The sequence below is a fragment of the Bacillus sp. MHSD_36 genome (genome assembly GCF_030757775.1).
Taxonomy (GTDB): domain Bacteria; phylum Bacillota; class Bacilli; order Bacillales; family Bacillaceae_G; genus Bacillus_A.
Window position 1 is genome coordinate 131,466 of the sequence record NZ_JAVBIS010000004.1, and the last position, 23,431, is coordinate 154,896.

At 36.1% G+C, this 23,431-nt stretch carries 14 protein-coding genes; 8 read left to right on the top strand and 6 right to left on the bottom strand.

The genetic code is table 11. The features are described 5' to 3' along the window. Window positions 1-79: 79 nt before the first annotated feature. Window positions 80-805 (bottom strand): glycerophosphodiester phosphodiesterase, encoded by a 726-nt coding sequence (locus Q9B79_RS17865; protein WP_306186324.1) that lies wholly within the window; start codon window positions 803-805, stop codon window positions 80-82. A gap of 152 nt (window positions 806-957) precedes the next feature. On the opposite strand from Q9B79_RS17865, the gene Q9B79_RS17870 reads away from it, so the two are divergent. The 4 genes from Q9B79_RS17870 to speB all read left to right on the top strand — a co-directional run bounded on the left by Q9B79_RS17870 (window position 958) and on the right by speB (window position 4,615). Next, window positions 958-1,365 (top strand): MerR family transcriptional regulator, encoded by a 408-nt coding sequence (locus tag Q9B79_RS17870; protein WP_306186325.1) that lies wholly within the window; start codon window positions 958-960, stop codon window positions 1,363-1,365. Window positions 1,366-1,370: 5 nt separating this feature from the next. Beyond that, window positions 1,371-2,534, top strand: coding sequence for an MFS transporter (locus Q9B79_RS17875; RefSeq protein WP_306186326.1), 1,164 nt, complete (start codon window positions 1,371-1,373; stop codon window positions 2,532-2,534). A gap of 163 nt (window positions 2,535-2,697) precedes the next feature. After that, window positions 2,698-3,525, top strand: a complete 828-nt coding sequence (gene speE / locus Q9B79_RS17880) for a polyamine aminopropyltransferase (protein WP_060632991.1) — start codon at window positions 2,698-2,700, stop codon at window positions 3,523-3,525. Between the two features lie 217 nt (window positions 3,526-3,742). Next, on the top strand, window positions 3,743-4,615 hold the full coding sequence (speB, locus tag Q9B79_RS17885) for an agmatinase (RefSeq protein ID WP_001209831.1): 873 nt from the start codon (window positions 3,743-3,745) through the stop codon (window positions 4,613-4,615). A 266-nt stretch (window positions 4,616-4,881) separates the two neighbouring features. On the opposite strand, the gene Q9B79_RS17890 is transcribed toward speB, so the two are convergent. Beyond that, on the bottom strand, window positions 4,882-5,919 hold the full coding sequence (locus tag Q9B79_RS17890; protein WP_000996323.1) for a PTS sugar transporter subunit IIC: 1,038 nt from the start codon (window positions 5,917-5,919) through the stop codon (window positions 4,882-4,884). Between the two features lie 234 nt (window positions 5,920-6,153). Between Q9B79_RS17890 and Q9B79_RS17895 the strand changes: the two genes are divergently transcribed. After that, complete coding sequence (locus Q9B79_RS17895) at window positions 6,154-6,516, top strand: YxeA family protein (protein ID WP_306186328.1); 363 nt, start codon at window positions 6,154-6,156, stop codon at window positions 6,514-6,516. A gap of 25 nt (window positions 6,517-6,541) precedes the next feature. Here the strand turns inward: Q9B79_RS17895 and Q9B79_RS17900 are convergent, their stop codons facing one another. Further along, window positions 6,542-7,528, bottom strand: a complete 987-nt coding sequence (locus tag Q9B79_RS17900; RefSeq protein ID WP_306186329.1) for a S66 family peptidase — start codon at window positions 7,526-7,528, stop codon at window positions 6,542-6,544. 202 nt (window positions 7,529-7,730) lie between these two features. Between Q9B79_RS17900 and Q9B79_RS17905 the strand changes: the two genes are divergently transcribed. The 3 genes from Q9B79_RS17905 to Q9B79_RS17915 all read left to right on the top strand — a co-directional run bounded on the left by Q9B79_RS17905 (window position 7,731) and on the right by Q9B79_RS17915 (window position 10,504). After that, a complete protein-coding gene (locus Q9B79_RS17905; RefSeq protein ID WP_000414867.1) occupies window positions 7,731-8,168 on the top strand; it encodes a YwiB family protein in 438 nt (145 codons plus the stop codon). Beyond that, the gene (argS, locus tag Q9B79_RS17910) at window positions 8,168-9,838 is read left to right on the top strand and encodes an arginine--tRNA ligase (RefSeq protein WP_306186330.1); all 1,671 of its coding nucleotides are present in this window, start codon (window positions 8,168-8,170) and stop codon (window positions 9,836-9,838) included. Before Q9B79_RS17905 ends, argS begins: the two co-directional genes overlap by 1 nt. A gap of 150 nt (window positions 9,839-9,988) precedes the next feature. Then, window positions 9,989-10,504 (top strand): anti-sigma factor, encoded by a 516-nt coding sequence (locus tag Q9B79_RS17915; RefSeq protein ID WP_306186332.1) that lies wholly within the window; start codon window positions 9,989-9,991, stop codon window positions 10,502-10,504. Window positions 10,505-10,531: 27 nt separating this feature from the next. On the opposite strand, the gene Q9B79_RS17920 is transcribed toward Q9B79_RS17915, so the two are convergent. The 3 genes from Q9B79_RS17920 to Q9B79_RS17930 form a co-directional block, all read right to left on the bottom strand. Then, entirely contained in the window at window positions 10,532-10,906 is a 375-nt protein-coding gene (locus Q9B79_RS17920; protein ID WP_306186333.1) for a hypothetical protein, read from the bottom strand. Window positions 10,907-11,053: 147 nt separating this feature from the next. Then, window positions 11,054-12,454 (bottom strand): M28 family metallopeptidase, encoded by a 1,401-nt coding sequence (locus tag Q9B79_RS17925; RefSeq protein WP_306186334.1) that lies wholly within the window; start codon window positions 12,452-12,454, stop codon window positions 11,054-11,056. A gap of 490 nt (window positions 12,455-12,944) precedes the next feature. Further along, window positions 12,945-22,889 carry a SpaA isopeptide-forming pilin-related protein gene (locus Q9B79_RS17930; RefSeq protein WP_306186335.1) on the bottom strand — a complete coding sequence of 3,315 codons (9,945 nt, stop codon included), beginning with the start codon at window positions 22,887-22,889 and terminating at the stop codon, window positions 12,945-12,947. Window positions 22,890-23,431 lie beyond the last annotated feature (542 nt).

Genomic DNA, 23,431 nt, shown 5'->3' on the forward strand with positions numbered 1-23,431 from the left:
TACAAACATTATTGTATTAGTATTGAGGGTTTTCGGTTATTTTAAACAATGAAATTTTGAAAACAAAAAGCTCCTTCAATTAAGAAAGGAGCTCAAAGGCACGTGCTGGCCAATCGGTAATAATGACATCTACACCATAATCAATCATAGTTTGTAAATCTTTGTATTCGTTAATTGTATAAGGGCGGAAAACGTACCCTTGTTTTTGCGCTAGTTGAACAAATTCCTTTGTAAGTAGTTGGAAATTTGGATGTAAACCAGTTGCTTCTCTAGTTTTTGCTTCGGCGATAGGATCAGCAAGTGGTGTATCATATAAAATTGCCCTTGGGATTTCAGGAGCTATTTCTGCTAATAATGAAACAGAGGCGTGGTTGAATGAAGAAAATACAATTTGATTAGACAGATGGTATTCTCGAACGAGAGCAACAACTTTTTCTTCAATATTTGGATAGTGGATAACATCTGTTTTTAACTCAATGTTGAGCTGTAACTTTGTTGTAGATAACCAAATGAATACTTCGCGTAACGTCGGAATTTTTGCTTCATGGAAAGAAGGGTCTTTATGACTACCAGCATCTAAAGCTTGTAATTCCGCTACTGTTTTTTCAGAAACGTGGCCTATGCCATTCGTTGTGCGATCTACCGTTTCATCGTGAATCACAACAAGTTCACCATCTTTTGATAGGTGGACATCAAGTTCAATTCCATGGGCGCCAATGCGTTCAGCTTCTTGGAAGGCAATCATCGTATTTTCTGGATGTGTTCCTTTTACCCCGCGGTGGGCGAAAATAAGTGGTTTATTCATACGGAAATCTCCTTATCGTTTCTTTTCTTTCATTATGAAACTGCTTTTGGAAAAATACAATTGAATAGGATAAACATTTACAAAAGTCTAACAGTTGCACAAAAGTTAACGTTAACGTAAAATGTAATAATCGAGTGAAGGGAGGAATAAACATGTATAAAATTGATGAAGTCACAAAGCAAGTTGGTTTAACAAAACGTACACTTCGTTATTATGAGGAAATTGGTTTAATTCATCCCCCTGAACGTAGTGAGGGGAACATTCGCCTGTATACAGACGAGGATATCGCCAGAATTAAAAAAATTGTGGAAGCGAAAGAAGTGTTAGGAATTACGCTTCAAGAGATGCAGTATTTCTTATCGTTAAAAGAAAGAATGGAGCAAAGAAGAAATAGTGAGAATCCTCTTGACCGCGAAGTGATTCAAGAAATTAAAGAGATGCTTAAGCAACAAGTGCAAACGCTAGACGGAAAAATGGAGCAAATGCAGCGTGTAAAGGCAGAACTTGAAGATAGCTTACATCGTGCCGTGACATTTTTAGAGAGCACAAAAGGAGAATGATCAAGATGGAGAGCAAACAAAAATTAGGGAGATTGATTACAGTGGTAGCTACCTTCCTTGCCTTTTCGGGTATAGGGGTAGTCGACCCAATTTTACCAAGCATCGCTGAGCAAATTGGCGCATCCCATTGGCAAGTAGAGATGTTATTTACAGCATATATTTTAACAATGGCGATTATGATGTTACCAGCTGGAGTATTCGCATCGAGATTTGGTGATAAACGAATGATGACAATTGGTCTTGCGATCGTGACTGTATTTGCGTTTATATGTGGTATATCGCAAACGATTGCTCAATTATCTCTTTTCCGCGCAGGATGGGGATTAGGAAATGCGATGTTCTTCGCAACGGCGATGACATTATTGATTGCATTAAGTAAAGAAGTTCATGAAGCAGTAGGATTGTATGAAGCAGCTATCGGTTTAGGGATGGCAGGAGGACCGTTATTAGGCGGGATATTAGGTGGGCATTCTTGGCGTTACCCATTTTTTGCGACGAGTATTTTAATTTTTTTAGCATTTATTTTAGTTTTCTTTTTTGTAAAAGAACCCGAACGAAAAGTGAAGCGTAAAGCAGCAGGTGTAGGGGAATTACTTAACCTGGTGAAGTATAAACCGTTTATGCAAGGTGCGATTTCAGGAATGTTATACTACTACGGATTTTTCGTTGTGTTAGCATATTCACCACTTATTATGCATTTATCTGCTATTCAACTAGGATTTGTATTTTGTGGATGGGGATTAGCGTTAGCTTACGGTTCTGCAATTTTAGCCCATAAGCTAGAAGGTAAATATGAGCCAAAAGCATTGTTGAAAGGTAGTTTACTCGTATTTGCGCTTTTCTTAATCGCACTATTCTTTGTGAAAGTTATGTGGTTACAAATTGTATTAATTGTTCTATCAGGGTTAGCATCTGGATTAAATAATGCATTATTTACAAGTTATGTAATGGATATTTCACCTTATGAAAGATCTGTTACATCAGGCGTTTATAACTTCGTTCGTTGGTTAGGTGGCGCAATTGCTCCAATCTTATCGGGGATCATTGGTCATACTGTTTCACCGCAAAGTCCGTTTTTAGTCGGTGGAATTGTTGTGTTAGTTGGTTGCTTAATGCTTTTAATTCCGATTCGAAAACCGGTAGAAGTAGAGAGAAAGGCCCTTTCTTAGGAAAGGGTTTCTTTATACGTATATATTGGAACCCTCTGACTAAAATATATTTTCGGTATTTTTGTACTTTTAACTATACTTTTTGGATGTTTTGTTTTATTTTTGTTAGGGGACATTAATGATGTCCCTATTATAAATTTGCATTGAAAGGCGTGATTGTACGATGGAACTATGGTTCACTGAAAAACAAACAAAACATTTTGGGATTACGGCGCGTATTAACCGCACATTACATACGGAGCAAACAGAATTCCAAAAACTAGATATGGTTGAAACGGAAGAGTTCGGAAACATGCTTATTTTAGATGGCATGGTTATGACAACAGAAAAAGATGAGTTCGTTTATCATGAAATGGTAGCGCACGTACCTTTATTTACACATCCAAACCCTGAAAACGTATTAGTTGTTGGTGGCGGTGATGGCGGTGTTATTCGTGAAGTATTAAAACACCCAAGTGTAAAGAAAGCAACTCTTGTTGAAATCGATGGAAAGGTAATTGAGTACTCTAAACAATACTTACCATCAATTGCAGGTGCATTAGATAATGAGCGTGTAGAAGTAAAGGTAGGAGATGGCTTCCTACACATCGCAGAGAGCGAAAATGAATATGACGTAATTATGGTAGATTCTACTGAGCCAGTAGGACCAGCGGTAAACTTATTTACGAAAGGTTTCTACGCTGGAATTTCTAAAGCGTTAAAAGAAGACGGTATTTTCGTTGCACAAACGGACAACCCTTGGTTTACACCAGAATTAATTACAACTGTGTTTAAAGACGTAAAAGAGATCTTCCCTATCACTCGTTTATACACAGCGAACATTCCAACTTACCCAAGTGGCCTTTGGACGTTCACAATTGGATCTAAAAAACACGATCCATTAGAAGTAAGTGAAGATCGTTTCCACGAAATCGAAACGAAATACTACACAAAAGAATTGCACAATGCAGCATTCGCATTACCGAAATTTGTTGGCGATCTAATTAAGTAAGAAAATCGTATCGAACAAATAAAGTGTAAGTAGCTCATTTAAGGTGTTTGTCCAGAAGACTTGAACATGCTAGCTACTTACACTGCTGTAAAGAAAATCGTCTTCTTGTTATGAAACAGAAGACCTGGTAAATCGAGAAAGAGGAGCAATGCGCTCCAAATTTGAGAAATAATGAAAGGTTGGGATACCTTAAGTTCCACATAAGGAGGAAAAGAATATGCGTTTTGATGAAGCTTATTCAGGTAAAGTATTTATTAAAAGTCATCCAAGTTTTGAAGAGTCAAAGGTAGTTATTTACGGGATGCCTATGGATTGGACAGTAAGTTACCGTCCAGGTTCTCGCTTTGGCCCTGCACGTATTCGTGAAGTATCAATCGGTCTTGAAGAATATAGCCCATATTTAGATCGTGAACTAGAAGAGGTAAAATATTTTGATGCGGGTGATATCCCATTACCATTCGGAAACGCACAACGCAGTTTAGACATGATTGAAGAGTATGTATCAAAACTTTTAGATGCCGATAAGTTTCCACTAGGTCTCGGTGGTGAGCACTTAGTGTCTTGGCCAATTTTTAAGGCAATGGCAAAAAAATATCCAGATTTAGCAATCATCCATATGGATGCTCATACTGATTTACGTGAGTCGTATGAAGGGGAACCTTTATCCCACTCTACGCCTATTCGTAAGGTGTGCGATTTAATTGGTCCGGAAAACGTATATTCTTTCGGTATTCGTTCTGGAATGAAGGAAGAATTCGAATGGGCAAAAGAAGTAGGTATGAACTTATATAAATTTGACGTATTAGAACCGTTAAAAGAAGTATTACCGAAACTGGCAGGACGCCCAGTCTATGTCACAATTGACATTGACGTATTAGACCCAGCTCACGCTCCTGGAACAGGAACGTTAGAAGCTGGAGGTATCACATCTAAAGAATTATTAGATTCCATCGTGGCAATTGCAAATTCAAATATAAATGTAGTTGGAGCCGACTTAGTAGAAGTAGCTCCTGTCTACGACCATAGTGATCAAACACCAGTCGCAGCAAGCAAATTCGTGCGGGAGATGCTGCTCGGTTGGGTGAAGTAAAAGCGGAGGCAGCTCGCTCAGAATCGCAGGTCATTGGAACGCTCGACCGAGAAGCGCTTTTGGCTTCGACCGAGAGTGTGAAATGGCCGGAGATTCTAGCTGCTGTAGCTGGATAAAACAAGGGCCTCCTATATGAATAGGGGGCCCTTGTTTTGGCGATATGTGTCGGTAAGTCAATATATTTAAAAAATCGCCGATATAATTTTATTTATCTTCACGCGACATAAAAAAGAGCTATTCTCAAGCGATGAGAATAGCTCTTTTTCTTATGCAACCTTCTCTTCCGAAGTAATGCCGCGAATTTCATCAGCAGAGCGAATTGGATATTTACGGAACACGATTGATCCGATATATCCAACAATCGTGGTAACGATTCCACATAATACAGCAGCAATTGTTACCTTTACAACGTCATTAAATCCGAATAAGACAAGAAGTCCTGGGATTGGTGATGCTGTTCCTGGCGCATTATTAACGAGCTGGAACAGAGATGTAATAATACCAGCAAGTGCACCGCCAACGAAGTTCGTTGCATAAATTGGAATTGGATTTGCTGAAACAACATCGGCTTGTGTTAAAGGCTCGATTGCTACAGCAATTGTATCTTTCTTTGAACAAATCTTTAGTCGTTTAAAGAAAATAAAGTTCATTGGGGCTGAGGCTGCTACGGCAAGACTACCAATTGCCATTGGTAAACCTGTTAATCCAAGCATTGCAGTGAGTGCCATAGAACTTAATGGAGAGGTAGAAATAACTGTTATTAATCCACCAAGCATAATACCCATAATGATAGGACTTTCTGTAGTTGCAACTGAAATCATAGAACCGATTTTACCGAGCGTTGCGTTCACGAGCGGGTCCATAAGCATTGCCATTCCGCGTGAGATTGGTGCAGCAATAAATAAAATTGCTAAAAACTCTACACCAGCCGGTAATTTCTTTTCGAGAAATTTCACGACGAAAGCACAAACGTATCCAGCGAAAAATCCTGGTAAAATACCGAATCCGCTAGTAGCGATACCGATTAAAACAGCATATACGGGTGAAACACCTATTGCTAGTGCGACTAAAATCGCGGCTGCGACACCGCTCATACTACCAGAAGCTTCTCCTACTGATTGTAAAAAGTCATTATGAAACATTTCTCCACCAATATAACGGTGAAATGCTTCAATAAGAAAACTTGCGATTGCTGCATTAGCTAAAGCACCCATTGCTTTCATGCCGTAAGGAGCACGGTAACTAAAAAGTGTAAATAGACAAAGTACAACAAGTAATAGTGCTAAACCTTGCAAGATAGCCATTTGAAAACTGTCTCCTTTGATTTTTGTAATAAAAATTTGTATCATTCAATAATAATATAAAAGTTCATGAAACGGAAAAATTTTTTATTGGGAAATTACTATAAGGTGAAAATGCCTTACAATAATGTAAGGAAAGTGTAAGGCATTTAGATAGAGTATAGTATGTCATTTTTCGTATAATACAAGTATAGATATATGACTAGAGAGAAAGAAGTGCAAACAGGAGGATCATGTATGAAATTGGTAATTAAAGTTTTAGCTGTATTCGCCATCATTTTAGGTGGAACAGCGTATTATTTGAACACAAAAACAGAAGGTGTACATGCTTTTGTAGACAACTTCTTTTCAAATAAAGAAATACAAGATTATTATGCGGTTATAGATAAAGGTGAGAAAAAAGACGGTGAATACTTGTATACATTTAAAGGGTATACAGAGGATGGAAAGTTACAAGTTGTGAAAAGAATGATGAACCGTGAATTGCATACAGGGGCGTTTATAAAAATTTATGCAAAAGGTATGCAAGGAAAAGGATGGGCTGAAATCCCCAAAGAATCAATTCCGCAAAAAGCGTTGGAAAAAATAGAAAAACGATAAAAGGAGCGACTCATTCGCTCCTTTTTTAGTGCGTTAAAATAGTGATAGATGTTTTTTCTTTGTTAGAAATGATTTTTACACGCCCGCCAATTGGGAAAGTGAAAATCGGGGTTGTATGCCCGAAACTTGCGTTTGCAATGATAGGGATATGTGCAAGTTCAAGCTTTGAAGCAATCATTTCTTGTATGTCTTCTATCGTACATTCTGCACCTTTTTGCATCTTTCCTATAACGATACCTTTTATGTACTCAAAATCTTGCTGCTGCATAAGGGAATGTAAATAACGATCAAAAGTTTTAAGGGTAGCTGTACCAGTTAAACTATCCTCTTCAAGAAATAAAATTTTGCCTTTTAAATTTGGCATATATGGTGTACCTTGCAGTAAACTCAATGTGCTCATATTACCACCGATAATCTCCCCAGTTGCTTCGCCTTCATGAATTGAAACATATCCTTCATTTTTAATAAATTCTCGATTTTCCTGATCGATGTACCAAGAATCATCGCTCCATGTTTCAGATGACAGGACTTCAATAGGCTCATTAGAAGTTAAGCATTTTAAAAAGTAATCGTTCGTATACTCGAGCCCTCTCTCCATTCCAAATGAAGAGAAATGGGGCCCTGAATATGTAATGAGACCTGTTTTTGCGTAGATGGCATTATTTAAAGCGGTAATATCAGAATAGCCACAGAAAAATTTTGGGTTTTCTCGAATTAAATCATAATCGAGATGTTTTAATAAACCATTAGAGTTATATCCACCAAGTGTCGTCAAAATAGCTTTTACATTCGGGTCTTTAAATGCTTCGTGAAGGTCGTGAACACGTGAAGAAATAGAAGAGGAAGCAAATCGATCTATCTCATCAGCGTATGTTGAGAATGTGACTTGAAAGCCCATGTCGGTTAATCTTTTTATAGCAAGCTCTTGATTCGGATTTGAGACGATACTTAAACTACAAGATGGTGAAATGACTCTAATTTCATCACCTTTTTTCAATTTTGTTGCTAGCACTTAATTCACCTCTCGAAATGAAAGAATATTTAGATTTAAAAAATATTTTATCATATGAAATAAAGTGAAAGTGAATTATTTTTTGAAATGGAGTTTTCCTGATTTTTCAGCAGACAGACAGAGGTTTTTTTTGATATGATAGGAAAAGTGATTTATTATAAGTAGTATTTAATATCTATAACATTTGAAAGGTGTGCAAGACGTGGAGAAACAACTTGCAGGCTTGCCGGTACACGTTCATTTCGTAACAGAAATCCGTGAAGGGGCGAGGAAGGAAACCGTTGCTTTTGAAGCAAATGGTCAATACTATGTAAAAGGTCAAGGTACATACGTAACATTCCAAGAGCCGAACGAACAGGGCGAAGTGAAAACAATTATTAAAATTCAAGATGAACAAGTTCTCATTATGCGTTCAGGTGCTGTTTCTATGCGTCAAACGCATGTGAAAGGTGAATGGACAACTGGTACGTACACGAGTGAACTTGGTACGTTTGCATTGCAAACGAAAACTGATAACGTTCTTTTTAAATGGTCGGATGAAAAGAAAAAAGGACAACTCTTCTTAACGTACGCATTGCTTCTAAGTGAACAAGAAGCTGGCAGATATACAATTACAATTAATTTGAAGGAGGCAAAATAATGAATTCCTTAGAACAAGTAAAAGGATTAATTAAAGAAGAAATTCAAGCTGCTGTATTAAAGGCAGAATTAGCAACAGAAGAACAGATTCCAAACGTTGTATTAGAATCTCCAAAAGATAAGACAAATGGTGATTTCTCTACAAACATGGCAATGCAACTTGCGCGCGTTGCGAAAAAAGCACCTCGTATGATTGCAGAAGAATTAGTTGCAAACTTCGATAAAGCAAAAGCTTCTATTGAAAAAATTGAAATCGCAGGTCCTGGTTTCATTAACTTCTACATGGATAATAGCTACTTAACAGACTTAATCCCAACAATCGTTAATGCTGGTGAAGCTTACGGTGAAACGAATACTGGTAAAGGTGAAAAAGTACAAGTTGAGTTCGTATCTGCGAATCCAACAGGTGATCTTCACTTAGGGCATGCACGTGGGGCAGCAGTAGGTGACACTTTATGTAACCTATTAGCAAAAGCAGGATACGATGTATCTCGTGAGTACTACATTAATGACGCTGGTAACCAAATTCATAACTTGGCTCTTTCTGTTGAAGCTCGTTACATGCAAGCTTTAGGCTTAGAGAAAGAAATGCCAGAAGACGGATACCACGGTGCAGACATCATTGCAATCGGTAAACGTTTAGCAGAAGAATTTGGTGATCGTTATGCGAAAGCTGATGAAAAAGAAAGCTATGAATTCTACCGTGAGTACGGTTTAAAATATGAATTAGCAAAACTTCAAAAAGACTTAGAAAGCTTCCGCGTTAAATTTGATGTATGGTTCTCAGAAACATCATTATACAAAAACGGAAAAATCGATCAAGCGCTTGCTGTATTAAAAGAGCGCGAAGAGATCTTTGAAGAAGATGGAGCAACTTGGTTCCGTTCAATGACTTACGGTGACGATAAAAACCGTGTATTAATTAAAAATGATGGTTCTTACACGTACTTAACGCCAGATATCGCGTATCACCGTGATAAATTAGAGCGTGGTTTCGATAAGTTAATCAACATTTGGGGTGCTGACCACCACGGTTACATTCCTCGTATGAAAGCTGCTATTCAAGCGCTAGGTTACGATAAAGAAACACTTGAAGTAGAAATCATCCAAATGGTACAACTGTATCAAAATGGTGAAAAAATGAAGATGAGTAAGCGTACAGGTAAAGCAGTTACACTTCGTGAGCTTATGGAAGAAGTAGGCGTGGACGCAATGCGTTACTTCTTCGCAATGCGTAGCGGTGATTCTCATTTAGATTTCGATATGGACTTAGCTGTATCAAAATCTAATGAAAACCCAGTATACTATGCACAATATGCACATGCTCGTGTATGCAGTATCCTTCGTCAAGGTGAAGAGTTAGGATTAGCTACAGGCGGAGATGTGAACTACAAACTTGTTACTTCTGAGAAAGAAGTAGAGTTACTGAAAAAACTTGGTGAATTCCCAGCAGTCGTTGCGGATGCAGCACAAAAACGTCTACCACACCGCATTACAAACTATGCATTTGAATTAGCAGCAGCATTACACAGCTTCTACAATGCAGAAAAAGTATTAAACCAAGATAACGTAGAATTAAGTAAAGCTCGTTACGAATTAATGAAAGCAGTACGCACTACACTTCAAAACGCACTAGCAATCGTAGGAGTATCTGCACCAGAAAAAATGTAATTAAGGAAAGGCGGAAGCGGCTCGTTCAGAATAGGAGGGGGATGGAGCTCCTGACAGAGAGGCATACTTTGCCTCGGAGGAAGGCGCGAAGCCACCGAGTATTCTAGCCGATTTTCGCTTTTAGTAAAAGGCAATCACACGATGTTGTGATTGCCTTTTTTTATTGGAGTTTTGTTATATATGATACGAAGAAGTAATAAGAAAATAGAAGGAGAACATACGATGAAGGCTATGAAAAAGCAAAAGATAACAGTAGTTGTCATATTTGCAAGTGCAATGCTTGTATTACTGAGCGGTTTTGCTTTCGTTCAAACGTTAGATGATATGTGGAAAGCTGGTGATATATATTTAGAAAGTGAGAAGCAAGGAGAGACAAGTTATGAAGCAAAATTCTCATCATGGGATATTGCTGGTAAAGATATTGAAATTCAGTACGAGAAAGATACAGAAGTGACATTTTCTTATGAGACAGATGCAAAACGCGGTAATTTATGCTTTAGTTTGTATGAAAGACAAGGGGAAGGGATAAAAGAGCTAAAGGAAATTTGTGAATCGAAAAAAGGTACTTTCAAAGCTACATTGAATGCAAATGAAAAATATGTATTAAATATAAGTGGCTTAATGGTGAAAGATGGATTTGTGAAAGTAAAATGGAAAGAGGAATAAAAGGGGCCCTGTAAAAGGACCTCTTTTCTATTGGATAGTATACGTAACAGAAAAGCTAATAGGACTATAGTAAACGTAAGGCGCATGGAATTGAACGTACATATTTCCATCTGTTTTTGCAGTGAAAATTCTGCCGTACCCATCAGAATAACGTCCGATAAGGTTATGGTTTGAGTCATAAACACTGTAACTAGGAGTTTTACTGTTAGGTTGAATTGTTAACTCTTGTCCCTTTTGAAGGAAAACAGGTTCTTGTTCAGAACTACTTCCAGTTTGCAAAGAATAAAATTTTGTAAAGCTTTGTTCTTGAGTGGCAGCAGCAACCTTTGTTTCAGGAATAAACGCAGTAGCTCCAGTAATTCCCGCTAAAGTTAACACACCTGCTAAAATCATTTTTTTCATAGTAGAAAAAGCCTCCTTATTAGTTGTAATCATTTTTGTTACAGTTAATATTGTATATGATAATGAGTAGGAGGAAATATGCTTTTATGCATATATATATTTTCTCAATAAAAGACCACTGATACCAATCAGTGATCTTTTAAATGATTAAGCAGCTTTTTGATTTGTTTGAGTAACAGGTTTTTGAAGGGTATTATAAACACCAGTTCCAATAACCTCTAATGCCATTTTCATACGTTCAGGTGAAATGTTTTCTAGCACATTATCTTGAGGTGTATGGTATACCCTCTCAATATGATAGATTAATGGATTCCAACTATCGACACCCATCCAGATGAATAGGGCGGCCGGAATACCAACTTCAGCAAATGGCACGTGATCACTAGAGCCAAATTTCCCTTGCAGTACGAGGTCATTATTTAATTGTTTACCTGCTTGTAAGGCTGCGTCTGTTACCAGGTTTGGAGAACCGTTAGGCGTCATAGCATATAAATTCTTTGCTTTATCGTAATTTGTTGCAACCATGTCTGCATTAAAGACACCTAAAATTCGATCGCGTTCTTTTGGGGGCAGACTATTAACGTAATAATCGGAGCCAAGTAAGCCAGTCTCTTCAGAACCAAAAGTAATAAAACGGATTTCTTTATCAGTTTCTACATTTTGAAAAGCGCGTGCTAACTCTAATACTAACCCTGTACCAGAAGCATTATCATTCGCTCCAGGTGCTCCAACTACGCTATCATAGTGTGAACTTACAACGACAGCTTTTTCATTACCTGTACTATTTTTAGGTTTCTTTTTAGCGATGACGTTTAATGATGTTAAATTAGATTCATGTCTTGCTTTTAGGGAAAGAATTGTTGTCCCTTTTTTAGCAATTTCCTCTTTAAATGCATTTCCTTGCGCATAAGCAAGACCAAAGACAGGGATAGATTGCTTTTTCGTTAGGCGGGGATTGAAGGTTTGTCCATAATTTCCGCGTCCCCCAATTAAACTGTATAAAAGAACCCCTTTTGCTCCTTTACTAACAGCATTTTCAACTTGTTTATTGTAGTCTGCAAATGTTGTTCCTCTTTCAAATAGAACAATTTTCCCGTTTACTTCATTTGGGATATCCTCTAATTTTGTTCCACCTTGAACAAAGATAAGAGGAGCTGTAACAGCTTCTGTAGAAATTAGTGCGTTAGGAGCAGCACCAGCTTGCCAATTACGCTTTGTGGATAATGATGATTCCATAAATCCAACGTATTGATCAGGTACTTGAAATGGTTGATATTCTACTTCATAGCCCATTGATTTAAGCTGCATACCAACGTAGCGAGAAGCCCATTCTTCTGATTTTGTCCCACCAGGGCGAGGACCAATTGTTTCGGATAAGAAACGGATGTGTTCGATGGCGCGGCTTGCATCAACTTGTTTTGTGATAGGTAAAGTTTGTGTGAGTTCTGACGTGGAACCAGCTTTGGCTTGTCCGACTGGGGCTAAGCTAACAGCAAGTGATACAGCAAGCAAAGAGCTTACTATTTTTTGTTTCAAAGATTTTTTCATTTTTCCCTCTCCTATTCTTCTATTCTCTCTGACTGACAAAAGAAGACGGATAACGACTTCATTTTAACTTTACTCACATATATTTTCAATATTCTGACATTGAGAAATAAAAAACGATGTATGCATATTTGCATATTTTTGATGGAGACATGTATGCTATCATTTTAAATGAAGGTTCGCTTTCTGCTTGGAAAGCTCCTACATTGCATGAATCTAGTGTACCCAAACTTTAGATTATGTAGAGAAAAGAATCCACTGTAGGGTTTCTTTTCTCATGTTTGAATCATGTGATGATAAATATGTTTCCGCATTTCATACTTATTATCAGTGATATATGTAAGGCATCCATATGAAAATACGAGGCTGTTCAAAGGTTTTCCGTACTTTTGGACAGCCTCACCCCGTTAAAAGGACGATACTCTATGTATCGTCCTTTTTTGCATAAAAAAACACCCAATCAAATGTTCACTTGATTGGGTGTGAAAAACTATTAATAAGGTTTTTTTCGTTTTGTAGCTAAAATACTTAACAATCCAGCTAGTAGAAGTACGATACCTACTGTTTGAGTAGAATCCTTTTTGTGACCTGTATTTGGAAGTTCTTTACCCGTATTTCGGTCATCTTGCTGTTTGTTTATTTGTGTTTCGGGATTTCCTTTTTCTAGTTCTTCGGAAGTTCCTTTACCAGGCGTTTCGGGATTTCCTTTTTCTGGTTTTTCAGAAGTTTCTTTTCCTGTTTCCTCTTCTTTATTAGGAGGAGTAATTGGTTTATCATCTCCACCTGATGAAGAATCGATTTTTTTATTTGAAACTGTAATTTGTAGTGGTGTAGCTTGAGCTTTTTCAATTGTAAAGTTTATTGGTGATGCATCTAATTGATAGCCTGTAGGAGCTTTTGTTTCCACTAATTGATAATTACCAGGTTTCAAATCATTTACGATTAATTTACCATGTCCGTCTGTTTTTAAACCTTCTCGTACTACTTTTCCGTCTTGATCTAAAATATTGAAAATGGCACCTTCAAGTGTTCCATTGTGATCCATATCAACTTTAGTTAACTCCATTGCACCTGTTGTTAAACTATTTAAAGCTGTAACAGAAGTAACTTGAGATTGTCCTTTCGTAATTGTGAAAGGAATTGGCTTAGCGCTTAAATCGTATCCAATAGGAGCTTTCGTTTCGATAAACTGATAGTCTCCCGGACGTAAATCAGAAACAGAAATTTTTCCATCTTTATCAGTAGTTAAATTAGAACGCAAAACATTGCCGTTCATATCAACGATTTTAAAGATAGCCCCTTCAAGAGTAGAGCCGTCAACATCGTCGACTTTAGTTAGTTCAACAGCGCCTTTTGTTAAGCTATTTGTAGCAGTAACAGAAGCTTTAGCTGTTTGACTCTTTTCAACAGTAAAGTTGATAGGATTTTGATTTAAGTCGTAATGAGTAGGAGCCTTTGTTTCAACGAATTGATAGTCTCCCGGACGTAAATCAGAAACAGAAATTTTTCCATCTTTATCAGTAGTTAAATCCGAACGCAAAACATTGCCGTTCATATCAACGATTTTAAAGATAGCTCCTTCAAGAGTAGAGCCGTCAACATCGTCGACTTTAGTTAATTCAACAGCGCCCTTCGTTAAGCTATTTGTAGCAGTAACAGAAGCTTTAGCTGTTTGACTCTTTTCAACAGTAAAGTTGATAGGATTTTGATTTAAGTCGTAATGAGTAGGAGCCTTTGTTTCAACGAATTGATAGTCTCCCGGACGTAAATCAGAAACAGAAATTTTTCCATCTTTATCAGTAGTTAAATCCGAACGCAAAACATTGCCGTTCATATCAACGATTTTAAAGATAGCCCCTTCAAGAGTAGAGCCGTCAACATCGTCGACTTTAGTTAGTTCAACATCGCCTTTCGTTAAGCTATTCGTAGCAGTAACGGAAGCGATTTTTTCTTGTCCTTTATTAACTGTGAACTTAATAGGTGTTTCGTTTAAGTCATAGTGATTAGGAGCTTTTGTTTCAATAAAATGATAGTCTCCTGGTGGTAATTCATCCACAACTAAACGGCCGTTTTTATCAGTAGTTAAATCAGTACGGACGTCGTGTCCATCCTTATTAACAATTTTAAATACCGCACCTTCAAGTGTTGTGTTTTCTTCAATATCATCCACTTTAATTAACTCCACACTACCTTTCGTTAAGCTGTTCGTAGCTGTAACGAAGACATGTTTTGTTTGACTTCTTTCAATTGTGAACTTAATAGGATCTTCATTTAAGTCATAATGTTTCGGAGCTTTCGTTTCAATAAATTGATAATCTCCAGGTTGTAAGTCTTTAGCGATGATTTTTCCATCTTTATTGGTAACTAAATTCGTGCGAATGTCGTTACCGTTCATATCAGTAATTTTAAATACCGCGCCTTCCAGCGTTTCTTTCGTATCTAAAGAGTCAACTTTCGTTAATTCTACGCCACCTTTAGTTAAGCCATTTTTAGCAGTAACAGAAATGTGAGTTGGCTGGCTTTTCTCGATAGTGAAAGGAATCGGTTTTTTAATTAAATCATAATCTTTCGGAGCTTTCGTTTCCACGAATTGATAATCTCCTGGACGTAAATTAGAAGCAGAAACTTTCCCGTCTTTATCAGTAGTTAAATTCGTGCGAACAACTTTCCCTTTCGCATCAATGATGTTAAATACTGCATCAGAAAGTTTTGTATCTGGATTTATATCATCCACTTTAATTAATTCAACAGCACCTTCAATTAAGCTGTTAGTAGCAGTGACTTGTAGCTTCTCTGCTTGGCTTTTCTTAATTGTAAATTTAATCGGTGTAGCATCTAGTTTATAGTGCTTAGGAGCCGTTGTTTCAATAAATTGATAGTCTCCAGGGTGTAAATCAGGAATAGTAACTTTTCCGTGCGCATCTGTCGTAATGTCAGTGCGAACGTCATTACCGTTCATATCAACAATTTTAAATACTGCACCTTCAAGAGCTGTACCGTCGATATCATCCACTTTAGAAAGCTCTACCGCACCTTTAGTTAAACTATTTTTAGCAGTAACAGAAATCGGTTCGGCTTGTCCTTTTTCAATAGTGAAAGGAATCGGTTCTTTATTTAAATCGTAGTGTTTCGGAGCTTTCGTCTCGACGAATTGATAATCACCTGGACGTAAGTTAGAAACGCTAATTTTACCTTGTGAATTTGTAGTAAGCTTCTCGCGAATTACAGTACCCTTCATATCAACAATGTTAAATACTGCACCTTCAAGTGTAGTGCCATCGACGTCGTCTACTTTAGTAAGTTCCACGCCGCCTTTTGTTAAACTATTTGTCATAGTAACAGTAGCAACATCTTTCTGGCTTTTTTCAACTGTAACTACAATTGGTTTTTTGTCTAAATCATAATGTTTCGGAGCTGTTGTTTCGACAAATTGATACGTACCAGGACGTAAGTTTTCAACAGTGATTTTTCCTTCACCGTTCGTTTTTAAATCTGTTTTAATTACAGTTCCGTTTTGATCTAGTAAATTGAACACAGCATCGGCAAGTTTTGTTTGATCGTTTAAATCATCTACTTTAATTAATTCGATACTACCTTGTTTTAAACTATTTTTAGCAATTAAAGAAAGAGTTTTCTTCTGTCCTTTTTCAATAGTGAAATGGATTGGTGTTTCATCTAAAACGTAATGCTTCGGAGCTTCTGTTTCGATGAATTGGTAATCACCAGGACGTAGGTCGTTAACTTCAATTTTTCCTTTACTATTTGTAACTAGACCTTTATGAATTACAGTACCCTTCATGTCAACAATGTTAAATACTGCGCCTTCAAGTTTAGTGCCATCGATGTCATCTACTTTAGTAAGTTCCACTGCACCTTTTGTTAGAGCGTTTTTAGCCGTAACATGAAGCGTTTCAGTTTGGCTTTTCTTAATTGTAAATTCAATCGGTTTTTTATTTAAATCGTAATGTTCGGGAGCAGCTGTTTCAATAAACTTATACGTACCAGGACGTAGATTTTCAACAACAATTTTTCCTTCAGCATTTGTTTGCAAGCCTTCTTCAACTACTTCTCCGTCTGCATCTAATAAATTAAATACAGCATGAGCGAGCTTCGTATCAGTATCAATATCGTCAATTTTTGTTAATTCAACGCTACCTTTTTTCAACGTGTTTTTCCCTGTAACAGGAATTTTTTTCGTTTGGTTTCGTTCAATTTTAAATGGAATTGGTGTTTCATTTAATACATAATGTTCAGGAGCAGCTGTTTCAATAAATTGATAGTCTCCAGGACGTAAGTCAGAAACAGAAATTTCACCATTGTCATCTGTAACAAGATTTGTGCGAACTTCTTTACCATCCATATCAACAATTTTAAATACTGCATTTTTCAGCATTGTACGATCGATGTCATCTATTTTTGTTAAAATGACACCACCTTTCGTTAAGCTGTTCGTAGCGGTAACATTAATATTTTCTTTTTGACTTTTTCCGATAGTGAACGGAATAGGATCTTTCCTTAAGTCATAGTCTTTCGGAGCTTTTACTTCAATAAATTGATAGTCACCAGGACGTAAATCAGAAGCAGACACTTGACCATGTTCATCAGTAGTTAATCCTTTACGAACAACCTTTGTCGTATCATGAGCATCAACAATGATAAATTCTGCGCCTTCAAGAGTAACGCCATCAACGTCATCAACTTTTGTTAAAGTAACGCCACCTGTAAGTAAACTATTTGTTACAGTGACAGGGACTGGAAGATCATCCTTGCTACCTTTTTTAATTGTGAACTTAATAGGTGTTTGATCCAATTTATAATGTTCAGGAGCAGCTGTTTCAATAAATTGATAATCTCCTGGTGCTAAATCAGGAATGACTATTACTCCGTAATCATCTGTTTTTAAATCTTTCGCAATTTCTTTGCCAGTTGCGTCTTGTAATGTGAACACCGCGCCGGCAAGAGCGATACTACTCTCCACATCATCTTCTTTAATAAGTTTAACCTTTCCTTTCGTTAAACTATTTTTAAATGTAAGTGGAAGAAGTTTTTGTTGTCCTTTTTCGATTGTAAATTCAATTGGTTCTACATTTACATCGTAATAAGTTGGAGCCTTTGTTTCGATAAGCGTGTAGTTACCAGGACGTAAGTCATCTACAACTAACATTCCTTTACTATTCGTAACAAGTTCCGTACGAACAACTTCATTTGTATCTCTATTAACGATTTTAAATACAGCACCTTCAAGAGTTTCCTTTTCATCTGCAGCATTCACTTTTGTTAATTCAATACCGCCTTTTGTTAAGCTATTTTTAGCAGTAACAGTAATTGGTGAAGTTCCTTGACTTTCTTTAATCGTGAACTCGATAGGCTTTGTATTTTTATCGTAATACTTCGGTGCTGTTACTTCGATAAATTTATAATCGCCAGGGCGTAAGTCGGTAGCGATAGCTTTACCATCCGCACCAGTTTTTACATTTTCGCGAATGACTTTCTTTTCATCATTAGCATCAACAATTTTAAATACAGCACCTTCAAGAACTGTACCATCGATATCATCAACTTTCGTTAATTCAACATCTCCTGGTTTTAAAGCATTTTCAGCTTTCACAAGTAGAGTTTCTTTTTGACTTCTATCGATTGTAAATTCAATCGGTTCGGCTCGTAAAACGTAATGTTCAGGAGCAGCTGTTTCAATAAATTTATACGTACCAGGACGTAGCTTATCAGCTTTTGTTTTTCCATCAGCATCTGTAGTTAAGTCAGTACGAACTTCCTTGTTATTTACATCGACAATTTTAAATACGGCACCTTTTAGAGGTTTTTTATCACCGAATTCATCAACTTTTAATAATTCAACTTCGCCTGTTTTTAAACTGTTTTTAGCAGTAACAGTAGCAAAAGACTGTTGGCTTTTGTCGATTGTAAACGGAATAGGATCTTTGTTTAATATATAATCCTTAGGAGCTTCCGTTTCAATAAATTTATACATGCCAGGCTCTAAGTCTTTAACAGTTACTTTACCATCTTCGCCAGTTTTTATATTTTCGCGAATGATTTTCTTTTCATCATTAGCGTCAACAATTTTAAATACAGCACCTGCAAGAGCTGTACCATCGATATCATCAGTTTTTGTTAAAGTGATACCACCTTTAATGAGGTGATTCGTCGCAGTAACAGTAACTGCGTCCTTTTGACTCTTTACAATTGTAAACTCAATTGGTTTTTTATCTATGTCGTAATCTTTAGGCGCTTTTTCTTCGACAAATTGATAGTCTCCAGGTCGTAAATCTTTTGCTTCGATTTGTCCTTGATCATTTGTCGTTAATTTTTCATATCCGCGAATTACATTGTTATGTCGATCGCGTACACTGAACTCCGCCCCTGCTAAAGTTTTTCCATCTTTATCGACTTTTGTTAAAATGGCCGATCCTGGAATCAAACTGTTTGTTGCAGTTCGGTATACTACAGTCGTTTGATCTTCTTTGATTGTAAATTTAATAGGTGTACTGTCTAATTTATAATGCTCAGGAGCTGTTGTTTCTTGTAAGTAGTAAGTTCCTGGTTTTAAATTATCTACAGTAATTTGCCCTTTATCATTTGTTGTTAATTTTGCGTGTTCTGAAATTATATTTTTATCTTTATCTAATAGTGTGAAAATGGCACCTTGCAATGTTACGTTTTTGTTCAGGTCATCAGACTTTGTTAAAACTACTTTCCCGACAAACTTCTTATTTGCAAGTTTATATGTTGTAGTTTCTTGTGTACCAAGTTCAACAATTTTTCCTTGTTTTAAATCCCAGCTAATTACATAGCCTTCAGGAGCTTTTGTTTCTTTTAATAAATATTTATCGCGTTTTAAGTTATTAAACTTAGCGATACCGTCTTTGTCTGTTATTATTTTACGAATAACGGTTTTCCCTGTACGATCGTATAAAGTAAACTCTGCCCCGGCCAATGGTGCGTTCTTATCATCGTTATCTACCTTTATAATTTCAAGGTTTCCACGACCTGTAGTAGCAGATCCTCCGCCTGAACCGGAAGACATTCGTACTTCAATCGTTTCGGTAGTTTCTGTATTTGTTACTGTTAACTTATTGCCTGTGATTTTTGCTTTATTACTTACTTTTTCTTTATCGTCTGCATTAATAAATGAACGATATTCTAAAATATAAGCTCGATTAATTTTCTTCAAGAAAGCAATTTCAAAATGTTGCTTTCCGGTATTATTGTCTGTTGTTATTTTGAGTTTATAGTCTGTTCCTTGTTTTAGTTCATTTGCTGTATCTTTTGTTACATTTCCATAGTAATCGACAGTTGTAGGATATAAGTGGAACGAATCTTCCACAAGTACTTGATTGTCTGTTGGATCGTCTGTTACAACTGCGTCTGCAATGGTCGATTGGCTTTCATTGATTGCAATACTCCAATTAATATAGTTGTCGTCTTGCACAGCTTTTTTTGTAACGAAGCTACCACCTTTATTAACGTGAGTGTCACCTTTAAGAGTGTTTACAATTTTAGAGCCATCTTTCAACTCTGCCTCATTTTTGTAGGTACCTTGGATGAGTTCACCATCAAGGCTCGTTTTAAAGATAATATAGTAAGGTGAATTAATTGATTGTTTGAAATGAACCTTTAGGGTATTTTTATTTTTCTCTGTAGGTTCTTCAAGTTCATATTGCTCAGTCGGTACAGCATTACCAGGTCTTGCATTATCTGGACTTCCATTTAAAATCATATCGCGCACTTCAATGGATCCTGGTACTAACTTTTGTTTATCTTGTATTACGTCTATAACATAAGGATCTTTAATCTCAACATTATTATAATTAAAGCCTATTATCCAAGTGATTTCTTTCGTTTGGGCGTTATAAGAACCATATTTATATCCATTTGCCTTTGTGAAAGTATCAGGATCAAAATTCGCTTCAACTTTATTTGATTGTTTGTTGGAATCTGCATCTACCCAAGATAGGTCACCTGTATTTTTAAATGAAGTTTTACCACTTTCTAATTGGGTATAGTCAAAGTCTGTTGTATATTTTACGATTAATGTTTTTGTCATATTAGACTGATATGTACCTATAAGGGTAACTTTGAAACCTTTATCTGTTACATCTAAAACATAGTCAGTCCCATCTTGAAGGATATAATCTCCGTCTTTAATTTCTAGTTTCTTATCTTTTAATTGTAAGCCACCATGATCAAAGGTATCTGTAATGATCGCATTGTTTAATGGATAGTTGTTATTATTTACTGTAATTGTCCAGGTTGTTGTTTTGTCTTTATAGTTTGTTTCAGCTTTATTATTAGATTTAATAATATTTTGCTGCTTGAAGCCAACTTCATTTTCTTTACTTGAACCATTATCAGCTGTAACTGTATTTTTTACTTTTCCATCTTTTATGACATTACCAGTTGGCTTTGTTTTATAGGAAATTACATAAGCACTATTAATATCCTCATTAAACTGTAAGTCGAATCCATTCTTCTTGTTACTTACAGTGTAATTATTAACAGTATCTCCTGTTACAAGCCTTCCATTATCATCGTAGGAAGCGTTTTTCACAACGATAGAATTTGCATCAAGTTCATGTGTATCGTCAAAAATATCTTGTAAAAGTGCATCAGTTTTTTTGATATTTTTTTGATCACCGTTGTAAGTAATTGTCCATTCAATCGTTTGCGTCTTTGGATCATATTTACTTGTTTTGTTTAAATGTGTACCACGAGAAACCGTTACAGTAGAGCTTGCGTTTTGTTGTTTTTGATTATCACTCGTTATCGTAACGTTATTTCGAAAGTCTTTTACATTTTCATCAGTAATTTTTGTGGCATATTCGATTTGGTATGCTTTACTGATATTCTCCTTAAAAGCAATCTCCAATTTTGAACCATCTGATGAAATAATTTTGTAATCTTCTGGATCGGCTTCTTTACCACGTGTTGCGTTCCCGTTAACATCAACTTCTAAATAATAAACTTTAATAGAATCCTTATTTAAAGTTGTACCTTGTGGGATGTTATCTTTAAAAACAGCGTTTTTAAGATTTTCTTTCGTTTTGTTCATCTCTACTGTCCAATTAATTTCATTTGTATTAATTGGCCTATCAGGTAACCCTTTTTTATTTGTAGTTGTTTGTACATTGGGCTTAAAGTCAACTGTAATAGAAACATCTTTATCTTTAATTGGGAAAGGAATTTCTTGTGTTGTTGTACCTTTTATTTCAGCCTTATTAAATTCTGTCTTTAATTGTAAGTTACCAACAATATCTGGATGTTCTTCAACATAATCGTTGAATGTCATTGTGACTTTTCCATCCTTTGTAACAGTAAAGTTACCAATAGGGTGGTTTTCATTATCATATAACGGACTGTTAATTGTATTGTAAATCTTAAAGTGTTTAGGAAGATCAAAAATATAGTAATCTCCACTTTTCACATTCATTGATTTTAAAAGTTCCCATGTAAACTCAATATTGGCAGGGGAATCTGTGCTTGGACGGTTATCCTCTGTAAATGGTTTTCCGTCTTTGTCCGTCAACTTTACACCCGTTAAAATGTTTGTTGTTATTTGCTTTGGACCTGAGTTTATATTCTCAGTAGGGTCGCTTGCTAGCTTTTGTTCTGAGTTGTCAGTAGCAATTTTAGCTGCTGGATTTTGTTCCGGATTGTCAGTAGCAATTTTAGCTGCTGGATTTTGTTCCGGATTGTCAGTAGCAATTTTAGCTGCTGGATTTTGTTCCGGATTGTCAGTAGCAGGTTTAGTTGCTGGATTTTGTTCCGGATTATCAGTAGCAGGTTTAGTTGCTGGATTTTGTTCCGGATTATCAGTAGCAGGTTTAGTTGCTGAATCTTGCACTGGTTTATTAGTATCCTGTTCGGTGCTATCTTCTTTAGAATCTTCTACTTGAACAGGAACTGTTATAGGTTGTACCATTGTTCCTAAAGGAAAAGCGATTTGAACTGATTTTTCTCCAGTTTTTAAAGTTGGGTTAAAAACAGTATCAATTTTAATTTTTCCTTTAGCATCTTTCGAATTTTCTACTTGATCATTAAATATTAGTTTTAATTTATTATCTTTAGCTGTTAAAAAATATTGACCAATATTTTTTGGACCTGTTACTAAATCTCCTTGCAAATCTTTAGATATTTTTAATGCAAGTGGTATTTGAATTACTGCTGTATCGTTTGCATGTACAACTCGTTGATCCTTTATTGACCAAGCATATTCTACTTGAATGGTTGATCCTATCTTTATTAAGTTGTTAGGATTTTTTGCTTCGTCAATAATGTGATCCGTTACATCTTTCATCTCAACAGTGTCAAATAATGAAGTTTCCTGTAAAGTCTCAGCTTTTGCCTGATTGTACGGGAAACTAATAAACTGTGAAAATAGTACAAATACAATTAAACATATATTGAAAAGTTTTTTCATTTTGCCTCCTTTGAACATTCATTTGTTCACTGAGGAATATATTCCACATGAACAAATGGAATATAAAAAAAGTTAATTGTTATAAAGTCTTTGTTGCTACTATCCCTCCGTTTCTATGTACGTTCTCTGACAGAATAAATGTTTAACCAAAGGCATATATAAAGTAACGTAAAAATCTGGAATATACATAATTCGACAAAAAATGTCGAAAGTATGCTGATAAAAGGAACGATATCAGACCTTTATATACAAGAGCATTTTCTTGTGAATGTGTTATGAACTGGATAGTCATAAAGGTAAGTTTTACGATACATGCTAACCAAAGTAATGTATCCCAAGTTAAAAGTTTGTTTTTTGCTTTAAAATTGTGTGGAAAAAATCTGAATAGGGTTGATTTTGGTTAGGTTGAAGACAATATGCACTTTGAAAATATTCATTCATGTAATATGAAATTGGGGTAATTGTATCTTAAGAATGTCACTTATTACATTTATGAAAATTAACTTTTTGCCTAGAGAGAGTTGTACAATTTGTGGACCGAA

Excerpts from the sequence above, each read along its gene's own strand:
- Q9B79_RS17865 (WP_306186324.1), bottom strand. The coding sequence starts at position 805 with ATGAATAAACCACTTATTTTCGCCCACCGCGGGGTAAAAGGAACACAT.
- Q9B79_RS17870 (WP_306186325.1), top strand. The coding sequence starts at position 958 with ATGTATAAAATTGATGAAGTCACAAAGCAAGTTGGTTTAACAAAACGT.
- Q9B79_RS17875 (WP_306186326.1), top strand. The coding sequence starts at position 1,371 with ATGGAGAGCAAACAAAAATTAGGGAGATTGATTACAGTGGTAGCTACC.
- speE (WP_060632991.1), top strand. The coding sequence starts at position 2,698 with ATGGAACTATGGTTCACTGAAAAACAAACAAAACATTTTGGGATTACG.
- speB (WP_001209831.1), top strand. The coding sequence starts at position 3,743 with ATGCGTTTTGATGAAGCTTATTCAGGTAAAGTATTTATTAAAAGTCAT.
- Q9B79_RS17890 (WP_000996323.1), bottom strand. The coding sequence starts at position 5,919 with ATGGCTATCTTGCAAGGTTTAGCACTATTACTTGTTGTACTTTGTCTA.
- Q9B79_RS17895 (WP_306186328.1), top strand. The coding sequence starts at position 6,154 with ATGAAATTGGTAATTAAAGTTTTAGCTGTATTCGCCATCATTTTAGGT.
- argS (WP_306186330.1), top strand. The coding sequence starts at position 8,168 with ATGAATTCCTTAGAACAAGTAAAAGGATTAATTAAAGAAGAAATTCAA.
- Q9B79_RS17920 (WP_306186333.1), bottom strand. The coding sequence starts at position 10,906 with ATGAAAAAAATGATTTTAGCAGGTGTGTTAACTTTAGCGGGAATTACT.
- Q9B79_RS17925 (WP_306186334.1), bottom strand. The coding sequence starts at position 12,454 with ATGAAAAAATCTTTGAAACAAAAAATAGTAAGCTCTTTGCTTGCTGTA.
- Q9B79_RS17930 (WP_306186335.1), bottom strand. The coding sequence starts at position 22,889 with ATGAAAAAACTTTTCAATATATGTTTAATTGTATTTGTACTATTTTCA.